The following is a 13,656-nucleotide window of genomic DNA, read 5'->3' as shown; positions in this document are numbered from 1 at the left end:
GACTTAAAACTCTAATACCTGGTTTTAAAATTTGTGAATTACTTTCCGATACAAAGCATACGTTTTACGTTACCCATGTCGGCATCAGATACTAAGCTGGTTTGACCAAGGGCACGCTTACGTTTTGTCGACATCTTAGTTAAGATGTGGCTTTTGTATGCGTTTTTTCTTGCGATTTTACCTGTTCCAGTAAGCTTAAAGCGCTTTTTAGCACTGGAATTGGTTTTCATTTTTGGCATAACTCTATTTATTTGTGTTAGATATTAACGTTTCTCAACGTTTTATTTTCAAACCCCGATCTTGAGACCGAGGTTATTTAATTACTTTTTAGCTGCCTTTGGTGCAAGGGTTAAAAACATCCTTTTTCCTTCAAGCTTTGGTAACTGCTCCACTTTACCAACTTCTTCTAATGCCTGGGCAAAGCGAAGTAGTAAGATCTCGCCTTGTTCTTTGTAAACAATTGCACGACCTTTAAAGTGTACGTAAGCCCTTACCTTTTCGCCAGCTTCCAAAAACTTAATGGCATGCTTTAATTTAAACTCAAAGTCATGGTCATCAGTGTTAGGTCCGAAACGGATTTCTTTGATAACCGTTTGCTTGGCATTGCTTTTTATCTCTTTAAGCTTTTTCTTTTGCTCGTAAATAAACTTATTGTAATCAGTTACTTTACAAACCGGCGGTACGGCATTAGGAGATATTTCAACCAAATCCAATTCCTGCTCCTGCGCTATTGCAAGGGCATCTCTTAATGAGTAAACTCCCTGCTCAACGTTATCACCTACAAGGCGAACTTCCTGAGCCCTAATGAATTGGTTTATGTTATGTTCGGCTTCTTTTTCTTAAAAGGAAGCCTTGGTCCTCTATTGAAAGGTTTGTTTAATGCCAAGTTATACTGTTATTTCTTTAATTATTTGTTCTTTAAAATCTTCTATGCTCATACTTCCCAAATCACCGGTACCGTGTTTACGTACAGAAACCAAGCCTTCGGCAGCTTCTTTTTCGCCCACAACCAGCATGTAAGGGATTTTTTTGACTTCAGCATCTCGTATCTTTCTGCCTATTTTCTCGTCCCTGAAGTCGATTAGCCCGCAAATATCGGAATCTTTTAATATATCAGAAACTTTTTTTGCATATTCTTCATATTTTTCTGATATGGGGAGTATAATGAACTGCTCGGGCGATAACCACAGCGGGAAATTACCGGCGCAATGCTCAATTAATACCGCTATAAAGCGTTCCATCGAACCAAACGGAGCCCTGTGGATCATTACCGGGCGGTGTTTTTGGTTATCGCTTCCAGTGTATTCCAGCTCAAAACGCTCGGGCAGGTTATAATCAACCTGGATAGTGCCCAATTGCCATTTACGGCCAAGGGCATCCTTCACCATAAAATCAAGCTTAGGGCCATAAAACGCAGCCTCACCTAATTCCACAACTGTAGTCAATCCTTTTTCGGCTGCAGCCTCAATGATAGCGCTTTCTGCCAGGGCCCAGTTTTCATCTGTGCCAATGTATTTTGCCCTGTTTTCAGGATCACGTAACGACACCTGCGCAGTGTAGTTTTCAAAGCCCAAAGCTTTAAATACATACAATACAAGGTCAATTACTTTTTTAAACTCATCCTTTACCTGGTCCGGACGGCAAAACAAGTGGGCATCATCCTGTGTAAAGCCACGCACACGGGTTAAACCATGCAACTCACCACTTTGCTCATAACGATACACAGTACCAAATTCAGCAAAACGAACCGGCAGATCTTTGTATGAACGCGGTTTTGTTTTATAGATCTCGCAGTGGTGAGGGCAGTTCATCGGCTTTAAGAAAAACTCCTCTCCTTCCTGCGGGGTCTTTATCGGCTGAAATGAATCAGCACCATATTTTTCGTAGTGACCTGATGTTACATACAGGTTTTTATGACCGATATGCGGAGTGATCACTTGCTCATAACCTGCCTTTACCTGTGCTTTTTGTAAAAAGTTCACAAGGCGTTCGCGCAATGCAGTTCCTTTAGGTAACCACAATGGCAAGCCCATGCCTACTTTTTCAGAAAAGGCGAACAGCTCCAGTTCCTTACCCAGTTTGCGGTGATCGCGCTTTTTAGCTTCTTCGATCATGTGCAGATATTCGGTAAGCTCGCTGGCTTTAGGGAAAGTAACGCCGTAAATACGGGTTAACTGCTTACGGGTTTCATCACCACGCCAGTATGCACCGGCAAGGCTCATCAGCTTAACCGCTTTTATAAAACCTGTGTTAGGGATGTGAGGCCCGCGGCACAAGTCGGTAAAATTACCTTGCGAATAAAAAGTAATAGCGCCATCAGGCAGGTCTTTGATCAGGTCAAGCTTGTACTCATCGCCTTTTTCTGTGAAATACTCAATAGCATCAGCCTTGCTCACCGGTTTGCGGATGTACTCCTCTTTAGTTTTAGCAAGTTCAATCATTTTATCCTCTATCTGCTTAAACTCGTCAGAAGATAAAACCTTGTCGCCAAAGTCAACATCGTAATAAAAACCTGTTTCAATAGCCGGACCGATACCAAATTTAGTACCCGGATAAAGGGCTTCCAAAGCTTCGGCCATTAAGTGGGCCGATGAATGCCAGAAAGTTGACTTGCCATCGGCATCATTCCAGGTTAATAATTTAACATGGGCATCCTGCTCAATGGGGCGACTTGCGTCCCAAACCTGGCCGTCAACTTCGGCTGCTAATACGTTACGCGCTAAGCCTTCAGAAATCGACTGGGCGATTTGCATGGAAGAGATCCCTTTGTCATACTGACGAACGGATCCATCGGGAAGTGTAATGTTAATCATCTACAACTATGATTTAAAGTTTTATAAAATTACGTTTAAACGGTCACCTACAAAGTGACCCTCATTTTGTGGGTACAAAAATAGAATTTTAAATAGCATTTAACATCAAAGCAGTTTCAAATTTTTGTTTGATAGGGATTTTCAGACTCACACCATAGAAAATAAAATGGGGCGTCTTCATTTTCATATAAATTGAAAATGAAGATGCCCCATCAGTTTATGTATTGAGCCTACTTAAAAGCCTCGTTCGACGGATTTGAATTAACAGATGTTTCTTTAACCTTAAATTCAATTGGTTGCCCAACCAGGATGGCCTTTACAGAGAACGGAATTTTAATACCTCCGTTTATTCCTTCGTAGTTACCAAACTCAACAGTCAGGTCATTTGCCCCTTCAATGGTTTGTTTAAGCTTCAGTCCTGTTTTTTGGCTGTAATAATTATGGATATGAATCTCGGTACCTATATTGATATCAACCTCGTAGGCAAGCTCGTTATTTACCACTCTTAAAATAGGCTGCAGCGTTATGTTTTGATTTATCCGTTCATAATCAAGTTCAGGAAACGGGCGGCTTTTAAGTTTGATCATTTTTTTAGCTGCATCATCAAGCTGTACATCCCTGTTAACCTGCCTTGCTTTTATGCTATCGCCATTAAGTGTTATATGCGACACAACAAGGTTATTATATGAGGGTACTATTGCTTCCTGGTAGTACTTATCAGGCATTTTATACCGGGTTACCAATTGCACATCAGCGCCTTGTATATTGCCAACTGCCGATGTTTGCAGATCGCGAATATTCTTGAGTTTGTCGGCACCGCCAATGGCATCTAAATACGCCTTGATCACAGTACTTGCAGTTGTGCCTTGTGGAATTGGAAGCCCGCTGTATGAATTATTTTCGGGGTTAACATCAGGTAAATTATGATCAGGATCGATGGTTGCATAAGCAATTTTCGAGGTCGATTTGTACGGGAAGGTCCAGGTATCGCCGCGCTGCCAGATCTCAGCCGGAAGTTTTACAATGCCGGTTTTTCCGTTCTCTTCTTTAATTGATATGGTAACCGGCAATGCCATTTCTTCCAGGTTTACAATGGTGATCATAGCACCTTTGGTGGCATCATTATCAGGATATGAAATATCCTTTATACCCTGATCAACTTTCCAGGTGGTGAAAAACCATTCGTTCCAAAACCAGCTCAGGTCCTCACCTGCGGCATTATCCATCGTATGGAAAAAATCCCAAGGAGTTGGGTGTTTAAACGCCCATCGTTTGATATAGGTTTTAAATGCATAATCAAAACGTTCTTCACCTAAGATCTGTTCTCGTAAAATAGTTAATCCTAACGCCGGTTTTTCATAAGCAGCAACTGCTAAAAAATCCTCCTGTATCACATCGGGCGTGTTCATAATAGCCTCAGCACCTGGGCTAAATAAATAAGCGGCACTTTTTTGCTGATCGGGCTTTTCATAGTATTCACCCTTGTTAAATACCTTGGTATCAACATTATTTAAAAAGGTGTTAAAACCCTCGTCCATCCAGGCGTATTTACGCTCATTTGATCCAACAATCATCGGGAACCAATTATGACCAAACTCATGATTGGTAACTTCCCACAAACCTCCGTTTTGATTATTTGAGCCACAAAATACTATACCCGGGTACTCCATCCCTCCTACTATACCGGCCACATTAGTAGCTACAGGATAAGTATATTCAAACCATTTATCACTATACAATTCAATGGCGGCTTTAACATATTCGGTTGAGCGGCCGTACGAATTATTCCCTTTAGCCTCAACTGGATAAACTGATTGTGCAAGAGCTTTTTTACCACTCGGCAAATTGATCCGCGCAGCATCCCAAATGAATGCTTTTGACGCAGCCCAGGCCACATCACGGGCGTTTTTACACATAAAATGCCAGGTAAGCGTCGGCTTTTTCGGGTAATCGTTATTACGTAAAATATCAGTCGAATCTTTGATGATAACTGTTTTATCACTCTTACGGGCTTCGGCCAAGCGGTTTATCGAGGTAGGTGATAATACTTCAGCAGGGTTAAGCAGTTCGCCCGATCCTGCTACAACCAAACTTGCAGGCGCGGTAATAGTATAATCAAAATTGCCGTACTCCAGGTAAAACTCGCTTGCACCAAGATATGGTATGGTGTTCCATCCGGTTACATCGTCGTAAACTTCCATGCGTGGGTACCACTGCGCAATTTCATAGATCCAGCCATTTTTAGTATGCTGACGGCCCATTCTGTCGGTACCATATTCGGGAATATCAAAACCATAATCTATTTTGATCTGCAATTTGCTCCCTGCCGCGCGTAACGAATCTTTAAGCTTGATCTGCATACGGGTGTCAGTGATCAGGTAATCGGCTTTCAGCGTTTTGCCTTTATTAATGATATAAACCGATTTTATTTCGGCACCCTTTGTATATGATTTATTTGCGAACCTTCCACCCGAAACATTGCTTGTAGCTTCGGCGCGTGAATCCTCTTTATAGATATTCTGATCTACCTGGAGCCATAAAAAGCCAAGCGCATCCGGGCTGTTATTAGTGTAAGTAATCAAAGTACTGCCCTCTATCCGGTGTTTAGCGGTATCAAGCGTAACATCAAGCTTATAATCGGCCCGGTTTTGCCAGTATTTTGGACCTGGAGCACCACTGGCCGTCCTGAACTCACCGCCCCTTTCAGGGTAAAATATAGGGTTAAATACTTTATGCTGATCATACTTAGGTGCTGCCTGATCTGCATTTTGTGCTTTTACTTCACCGGCATAAATGCCTAAAACCAATAACAACGCGGCTTTGTAGAATTTCATTAACTGTGTTTTAATTGTGAGGGAAAGATATTAAAATATATTTGACTTGAAACGTAATTGCTTGGTTACGTAGTATCAGGCTCATTTGTTTATAACAATTACTAGTAAACTATTTTGCTAAAATGACCGTTGATACATTGTTGCAAATCAATCCCTATTTTTTATATTTTTGCGGATGATTTACGGCACATACAGTCGTTGATCGCAGCCCTAATAAATGGATATATCAGTTGTAGTACCTCTTTACGATGAAGTAGAGTCGTTACCCGAATTAACCACATGGATTAGCCGGGTAATGGACGAAAACCGTTTTACTTACGAGATAATTTTGGTTGACGATGGCAGCAAGGACGGATCATGGGAAATGATCAGGAAACTGCAAACCGGTAATCCCTTTATCAAAGGCATTAAATTCAGGCGTAATTATGGTAAATCTGCAGCCCTTAATACAGGTTTTATTGCTGCAAAAGGCAATGTGGTGATTACCATGGACGCCGATTTGCAGGATAGCCCGGATGAGATCCCAGAACTTTACCGCCGGATAATTGAAGAGAAATATGACCTTGTTTCGGGTTGGAAAGCAAAAAGGCACGATCCGCTGAGCAAAACTATACCTACTAAACTATTCAACGCGGCAACCCGCCGTATGAGTGGCATCCATAACCTGCATGATTTTAATTGCGGTTTAAAAGCCTATCGTAATGTTGTAGTTAAAAACATTGAGATTTATGGCGAAATGCACCGTTATATCCCGGTGCTGGCGAAGTGGGCAGGTTTTACCAAAATTGGCGAACAGGTTGTTGAGCACCGCCCCCGCAAATATGGCAAAACCAAGTTTGGCTTAAGCCGGTTTATCAATGGCTTTCTCGATCTGCTTTCGATATTCTTTGTAGGTAAATTTGGCAAGCGTCCGATGCACTTTTTTGGTACGCTGGGCACATTAAGCTTTTTTACGGGTTTGGTTATGGCCATCTGGATAATTTGGGAAAAGCTTTACAATATAGCACACAATCTAAAATACAGGGATGTAACCACGAGCCCGTTATTTTATATAGCACTGGTAGCCATTATATTGGGCTCGCAATTGTTTTTAACGGGCTTTGTTGCCGAGCTTGTATCGCGCAGCGCAAGCGAACGCAATCATTACCAAATTGAGGAAACAATTTAATTAGATTTGAGATGTTAGATATGAGATTTGAGACTTTTTGAATACTTGCCTCCTGTCTCATATCTAACATCTCAAATCTCACATCTATTCTAAAAACATGTTTTTTTCCATCATCATTCCTTTATATAACCGACCGCAGGAAATAAAAGAACTGCTGGAAAGCCTCACCTTGCAAACCTATCACAATTTTGAGGTTTTGGTTATTGAAGATGGTTCTGTAAATGATGCTGAAGCCATAGTAAATACCTTTACCGATAAACTTAACCTGCGTTATTTTAAAAAACAGAATGAAGGCCAGGGTTTTGCACGTAACTTTGGTTTTGAGCGTGCCAAAGGCGATTACTTTGTAATTTTTGATTCAGACTGCCTGATCCCTCCTGCTTACCTGCAAATTGTTAATGATTCGTTAGCGGCAAATTACCTTGATGCCTACGGCGGACCCGATGGTGCACATGAATCTTTTACTCCTACACAAAAAGCCATAAGCTATTCTATGACCTCCCCTTTTACTACCGGAGGCATTCGTGGTAATAAAAAAGGTATAGGGCAGTTTCACCCGCGTAGTTTTAACATGGGTGTTTCAAGGCAGGCCTGGGAAAAAGCAGGTGGTTTTATTATTACCCGTCTTGGTGAAGATATTGAATACAGTATCAGGATCCATTCACTAGGCTTTAAAATTGGGTTGATTCCCGACGCTATTGTTTACCATAAACGGCGTACTAACTTTTACCAGTTTTATAAGCAACTGCACTTTTTGGGAGGGCCCGCATCAACATATCTAAGTTTTTTCCTCAAGAGTTAAAGCTGGTACATTTTTTTCCGGCTGCTTTTACAGTGGGTGTTATCCTTACTATTATTCTAAACCTATTTGGCTCTGTTTTAGCACCTGTAGGTAATTTTATACTGTTGATTTTCACTTTGTTAATTTTTTTCCATGCCTGGTGGAAAAATAAATCGGTAAAAATCGCATTTTTGAGCATTATAGCTGCCTTCACACAACTTATTGCCTACGGGTTAGGATTTATACAGGATTTTTGGAAGCGGAAAGTTTTAAGTAGATCATAAGCAATATGTACCACCCCTTTTCTGTAGCGGAGACCATTAAAACCGCATGGAATATTTTAAAGAAGAATTTTGCCATAATCTCGGTCTATTCGGTAGTTGCCATGATATTTGTGTTCATATCAGGCTTTGCCGTATTTTATTTTGATGATAATGCAATGGTGAGTTCTATTGGCTTTGTTGTGTTACTGGTTGAAATAACTTTCATATTCTTAGCATTTATAAAGCTGGTATTCAGATTAATGGACAAAGAATACTATGATTTTGATTTTAGCGAGATCATTCCTAAAATCAGGATGCTGGTAAGCTATCTTACGTTACTAGTACTGGTGAGTACATTAGCCGTTTTTGCAACCCACCTGGTTGAAGGTTTAAAAGAGGGTTTCGCCCAGGATTTTTTCAAATTTATTATCGGACTTGTCGTTCAGTTTTTTTTCTGTTCTATTTTCCTATTTGCACCTGTTTCATTGTTGATGACGCGTCGGGGCCGATAGAATCAGTACAACAAAGCTTTTATTTGATAAAGGGGAATTTTTTAAAATATTTCTTGATCTTCATTATAATCGAAATATTGATGCTGGTTGCAGCAATTACCGTTGTAGGGTTAATAATAGCTATTCCATTTGCTAACATAATTTTAATGGCAGCCTATCGCAAACTGGTTTATAGCCACCTTGATGTGGATGATGACCTATCTGAAACCAATTAAAAATGGGATTTAAATCTGCATTAAGTAAAGTATTTGCTGCCTTTGTTAATCGGGAATTAAATAAGGTCCGTAAAAACGCGGTTGCATTTCAGCAAAAGGCATTTACAGATCTGGTGCATGTGGCCAAAGACACCAGTTTTGGTAAAGATCATCAGTTTGAAAAGATCAACAACTACGAGGATTTTAAGCGATTGGTGCCTGTACATGACTATGAAGACCTTCGCCCCTATATCGACCGAGTGGTTAATGGCGAGGAGGATGTGCTATGGCCCGGCAAACCTGCTTATCTCGCCAAAACATCCGGTACAACATCCGGTGTAAAATATATCCCCATCTCTAAAGAAAGCATGCCAGAGCATATCAAAGCGGCACGTAATGCTTTGCTAAGCTATATCCACGAAACCGGTAACGCTGATTTTGTTGATGGCAAATTGATATTTTTGCAGGGCAGTCCCATTTTAGCCGAAAAGCATGGCATTTCAACAGGCAGGCTTTCGGGCATAGTTGCACATCATGTTCCGGCTTATCTGCAAAAAAATCGCCTGCCGAGCTATGAAACCAACTGCATAGAAGACTGGGAACAAAAAGTTGATGCCATTGTAGACAGAAACTTTTAATGAAGATATGCGCCTCATCAGCGGGATCCCTCCCTGGTGCCAGATGTATTTCGACAGGCTTTCGGCTAAAGCAGGTGGTAAAAAGATAAAAGACATTTTCCCAAACTTTAAGCTTTATGTTTACGGAGGGGTTAACTATGAGCCTTACCGCGCCCGTATTGAGGAAAGTATCGGTTTCAAGATCGATTCGATAGAAACCTACCCGGCATCCGAAGGCTTTATCGCGTTCCAGGATTCGCAAAAAGAAAAAGGCCTTTTATTATTAGTTGATTCTGGGATCTTCTACGAGTTTATCCCATCCGATGAGTATTTTAATGAAAGCCCAACCCGCATTAATATTAAAGATGTAGAGTTGAATAGAAACTACGCGCTCATCATGAACACCAGCGCTGGTTTATGGGGATATAGCATTGGCGATACGATTAAATTTATTTCAAAAGATCCGTATCGTATTGTCGTAACCGGCCGTATCAAGCACTATATATCGGCCTTTGGCGAACATGTTATAGGCGAAGAAGTGGAGCATGCATTAATGAGTGTGGCTAAAGAAGAAGGCATTGACGTAGTTGAATTTACCGTTGCACCCCAGGTTAACCCGGCAGCGGGGCAATTACCTTACCATGAATGGTTTATTGAGTTTGGTACAGCCCCTGACAATCTTCAGGCTTTCGCCATAAAAGTGGACAAAGCGTTGCAGAATAAAAATATTTACTATTTTGACCTGATTGAAGGTAACATTTTGCAACCTTTGGTGATCCAAAGCCTGCAAAAAGATGCTTTTATAAATTATATGCGTTCGGAAGGCAAGCTTGGCGGGCAAAACAAAGTACCAAGGCTATCAAACGACAGGAAGATTGCCGAAGGATTAAAGAGTTTTATAAAATAAAGATAATTGAGTAACCAGGTAAAAAACATTGCCATTCTTGGCTCAACAGGCAGCATCGGTACACAAACACTTGATGTTATAAGGTGGAACAGCAATTTATTCAGGGCGTTTTTGCTCACAGCACATTCCAATGCCGATTTGCTCATTAGCCAGGCTATTGAGTTTGTGCCGGAATATGCTATTATCTGTAATCAAAGCAAATACCAGGAAGTTAAAGAGGCTTTAGCGCATTTGCCCATAAAGGTACTTGCCGGTCACCAGGCTATCATTGATACAGTAACGCATCCCGAAATTGCGGTTGTGCTGACTGCCATGGTAGGCTTTGCAGGGCTTGAACCAACTATTGCAGCTATTAAAGCGGGTAAAGACATTGCCCTGGCCAACAAAGAAACATTGGTTGTTGCCGGCGATATCATAACCGCATTGGCGAAACAAAATGAAGTTCAGATTCTACCGGTTGATTCGGAGCACTCAGCAATATTCCAAAGTCTCGTTGGTGAGGAGTATAAGTCGATAGAAAAACTGATCATTACCGCATCGGGCGGGCCTTTCCGCGGCCGCGGTCTTGATTTCTTAGCTAACGTTACCCGCGAAGACGCGCTTAAACATCCAAACTGGGTAATGGGCGCCAAAATCACCATCGATTCAGCATCGTTAATGAACAAGGGGCTTGAAGTAATTGAAGCTAAATGGCTGTTTGATGTTGAAGCAGATCAGATTGAAGTTGTAGTTCACCCGCAATCTATTATTCACTCACTGGTGCAGTTCAGGGACGGCTCAATCAAGGCACAATTGGGTTTGCCCGATATGAAGCTGCCTATACAGTATGCCCTCACCTATCCCAACCGGATCGAAACGAATTTTAAACGTTTCAGCTTTAGCGATTACCCTAATCTTACTTTCGAAAAACCAGACATGGAAACTTTCCGTAATCTAAGCTTAGCGTATACTGCTTTAAAGCAGGGCGGTAATATGCCTTGCATCATTAACGCCGCCAATGAAATAGCTGTTGCAGGGTTTCTTGATCGTAAAATTGGCTTTTTAACCATGAGCAGTATCATTGAAGAGTGCATGCAGAAAATAAATTTCGTTGCAAACCCTACCTTAGTAGACTATTTGAATACTGACAAAGAAACACGCATCTTTGCGCAAAATTATATACAGCAATTGCCCTCAAAGGCATTACAGTTTTAATATTACATAAATATAAATAATGAGTATAGTGATCATGGTGGGCCAGCTTATACTGGGCCTTTCAATTTTGATAATCCTGCATGAACTGGGGCATTTCCTGGCGGCACGTGCCTTTGGCATCAAGGTAGAAAAATTCTACCTGTTTTTTGATGCATGGAACGTGAGCCTGTTTAAATTTACATATAAAGGCGTTGAGTATGGCATTGGCTGGTTACCGCTTGGTGGCTATGTTAAAATTGCCGGTATGATTGATGAGTCGATGGATACAGAGCAAATGGCTGGTCCACCGCAGCCGTGGGAATTTCGTTCAAAACCAGCCTGGCAACGCCTTGTTGTGATGCTTGGCGGTGTTACTGTCAATGTTATATTGGGGATCCTGATATTTTGGGTGTTAACCATGCGTTTTGGTGATAGTTATATACCTAATTCGGCAGCAAAATACGGTATTGTACCTGGCGAAGTAGGTAAAAAAATAGGCCTTCAAATAGGCGACAAGGTTGTCGCTATCAACGGTAAGCCTTTCGAGCGTTTTGATGACCTTACAAGCCCGCAAGTGCTATTGGATAACACTGTATTTACCGTATTACGCGGCACCCAAACTTTGCAGATCAGCATCCCGCGTACCATCCTAAACGATTTGAACGATCATGACATTGAAGGTTTTATCAGTCGCCTGCCCCGTGCTAAGTTCATTGTTGATTCGTTGGAGCCAGGCAGTAACGCTGTAAAAGCAGGTTTAAAAAAGGGTGACAGTATTGTGATGGCGAATAACCATGCGGTTGTATTTTGGGATGAATTACAAGCTCAGCTATCGGCCAACAAAGGCAAACAGGTCGAGTTAGGTATAAAACGTAACCATGAATTGGTTACACTTAAGGCACAGGTTACACCAGAAGGAAAGCTGGGCTTTTACCGTGCAAAAAGCGATTTCCCGGATATCAAAACTATAAAATATGGTTTCTTCGAGGCTTTCCCTATAGGGGCGCAAAGAGCATGGGGAACCTTCAGAGATAATGCCAAAGGAATCGGCAAAATTTTCAGAGGTGATGTTAACCCGGGCAAAGCAGTAAGCGGACCGGTAGCTATAGCCAACCTGTTTGGTGGTACTGTTGATTGGGTTCACTTTTGGACACTGGTAGGCTTCCTTTCGATGGTATTGGCATTAATGAACCTTTTGCCTATTCCAGCTCTTGACGGAGGCCACGCGGTATTCCTGATCATTGAAATGATTAAAGGCAAACCGTTAAGCGATAAGTTCCTTGAACGTGCGCAAATTGTAGGCTTTGTAATATTAGTTACCCTTATGGTATTTGTTTTTGGTAACGATATTGTGAAGCTGGTAATGAAGAAGTGATTTAGAGATTAGTGATTGGATGTTAGAGATTAGTTGCCTCCCAAGCATATGAAATAAGAAGGCCTTTCAACCACTGAAAGGCCTTTCTTGTATTATATGAATTTATCAATCAATTGAATAGCTGTACAAATTAGAATTAGCTTTAAGCTTTGAGCATTCTGCTTTCAGCTTGTTTTTATACCGCAGGATCAGTTGGTTTCGGATTTTCGTAATTATCGGAAATGTTGTCAAAAGGTGATCTTTCATTTTTAAATACCGCTGCTGAGATCAGACTTACTATAGCGCCGAAAATGGCGTATATAAATACCACACTTACGGTTGCTATAACCGCAAAATATTTACTCACCATACTTAAGGCATTGTCTATTTGGTCCTGCGACAGGTTTCCTTTTGCTTCCATTTGTGCGCGCGAAGCAGTTAGAGCCTTATTAACCATTTCCGGACTTAATATCGCATAATACACATAAGTGAATACCGCCACGAAAACTCCTGTAAAAATCGCATATAAAAACCCGGATAAGAAACCTTCTCCATAGGTAATATATCCGCCAAGCTGGTCTTTGTATTCTTTTTGTGTTAACAGCAAGAAAGCGATGAAGGGCAAAAAGCTGAGGTATTTAAGAGATGAGTTGGGGTCAAGGTCCAGAAACTGAAATGCGTAAGTTATAACTATTGAGGTTACCAGGTTAATTAACGCCCACTTCAGGGCTGGTTGCGACGGGCTCGCTTTTTTATTTCCATGATATAGGTTATTTAGTGTTTGGTTAAAATTAACTAATTATCCTATATCATGTATATGTTTATTTTTTTACCCAGACAAACGTATTTCAAATATTTATCGCCGATATTTTGTTGTTAAATATGCTTAAGGAAAAGGTTATTATGCAAATGAGCCATTAGATACTTGTTTTATGGTCTGAAGTAGGTTAACGCCCAAGCCGCCTCGGTACCTACAACAGGCACAACCATTCGGATGTGCTTAATTACTCCGAAAAATAAATTAGTGTTAACTCATTAAA

Annotated in this window: 9 protein-coding genes and 3 pseudogenes; 7 read left to right on the top strand and 5 right to left on the bottom strand. The window is 41.1% G+C overall.

What is annotated here, in order from left to right; genetic code table 11:
* Positions 1–38 precede the first annotated feature (38 nt).
* From rpmI to ACRQ5D_RS23245, 4 genes and pseudogenes are all read right to left on the bottom strand, one after another.
* A complete protein-coding gene (gene rpmI, locus ACRQ5D_RS23260) occupies positions 39–239 on the bottom strand; it encodes a 50S ribosomal protein L35 (RefSeq protein WP_090525627.1) in 201 nt (66 codons plus the stop codon).
* An 81-nt stretch (positions 240–320) separates the two neighbouring features.
* A pseudogene (gene infC, locus ACRQ5D_RS23255) lies at positions 321–886 on the bottom strand (translation initiation factor IF-3).
* Between the two features lies 1 nt (position 887).
* Positions 888–2,813 (bottom strand): threonine--tRNA ligase, encoded by a 1,926-nt coding sequence (gene thrS / locus ACRQ5D_RS23250; RefSeq protein ID WP_091164716.1) that lies wholly within the window; start codon positions 2,811–2,813, stop codon positions 888–890.
* Between the two features lie 230 nt (positions 2,814–3,043).
* Positions 3,044–5,647, bottom strand: coding sequence for a M1 family metallopeptidase (locus tag ACRQ5D_RS23245; RefSeq protein ID WP_176844411.1), 2,604 nt, complete (start codon positions 5,645–5,647; stop codon positions 3,044–3,046).
* 217 nt (positions 5,648–5,864) lie between these two features.
* On the opposite strand from ACRQ5D_RS23245, the gene ACRQ5D_RS23240 reads away from it, so the two are divergent.
* From ACRQ5D_RS23240 to rseP, 7 genes and pseudogenes are all read left to right on the top strand, one after another.
* Positions 5,865–6,815, top strand: coding sequence for a glycosyltransferase family 2 protein (locus ACRQ5D_RS23240; RefSeq protein WP_091164720.1), 951 nt, complete (start codon positions 5,865–5,867; stop codon positions 6,813–6,815).
* A gap of 97 nt (positions 6,816–6,912) precedes the next feature.
* Positions 6,913–7,880 (top strand): annotated as a pseudogene (locus ACRQ5D_RS23235) (glycosyltransferase).
* 5 nt (positions 7,881–7,885) lie between these two features.
* Entirely contained in the window at positions 7,886–8,371 is a 486-nt protein-coding gene (locus ACRQ5D_RS23230; RefSeq protein ID WP_432326758.1) for a hypothetical protein, read from the top strand.
* 80 nt (positions 8,372–8,451) lie between these two features.
* The gene (locus tag ACRQ5D_RS23225; RefSeq protein WP_432326756.1) at positions 8,452–8,586 is read left to right on the top strand and encodes a hypothetical protein; all 135 of its coding nucleotides are present in this window, start codon (positions 8,452–8,454) and stop codon (positions 8,584–8,586) included.
* A gap of 2 nt (positions 8,587–8,588) precedes the next feature.
* Positions 8,589–10,089, top strand: a pseudogene (locus tag ACRQ5D_RS23220) (GH3 auxin-responsive promoter family protein).
* Positions 10,090–10,095: 6 nt separating this feature from the next.
* Positions 10,096–11,283 (top strand): 1-deoxy-D-xylulose-5-phosphate reductoisomerase, encoded by a 1,188-nt coding sequence (locus ACRQ5D_RS23215; RefSeq protein WP_091164735.1) that lies wholly within the window; start codon positions 10,096–10,098, stop codon positions 11,281–11,283.
* Positions 11,284–11,302: 19 nt separating this feature from the next.
* On the top strand, positions 11,303–12,637 hold the full coding sequence (gene rseP, locus ACRQ5D_RS23210; protein ID WP_431200557.1) for an RIP metalloprotease RseP: 1,335 nt from the start codon (positions 11,303–11,305) through the stop codon (positions 12,635–12,637).
* A gap of 175 nt (positions 12,638–12,812) precedes the next feature.
* Here the strand turns inward: rseP and ACRQ5D_RS23205 are convergent, their stop codons facing one another.
* On the bottom strand, positions 12,813–13,328 hold the full coding sequence (locus ACRQ5D_RS23205) for a DUF4199 domain-containing protein (RefSeq protein WP_431200850.1): 516 nt from the start codon (positions 13,326–13,328) through the stop codon (positions 12,813–12,815).
* Positions 13,329–13,656: the final 328 nt, after the last annotated feature.

The organism is Mucilaginibacter sp. P25 (genome assembly GCF_050859465.1).
In the GTDB taxonomy this organism is placed as follows: domain Bacteria; phylum Bacteroidota; class Bacteroidia; order Sphingobacteriales; family Sphingobacteriaceae; genus Mucilaginibacter; species Mucilaginibacter gossypii.
This window is presented reverse-complemented; position numbering and strand designations above follow the sequence as displayed.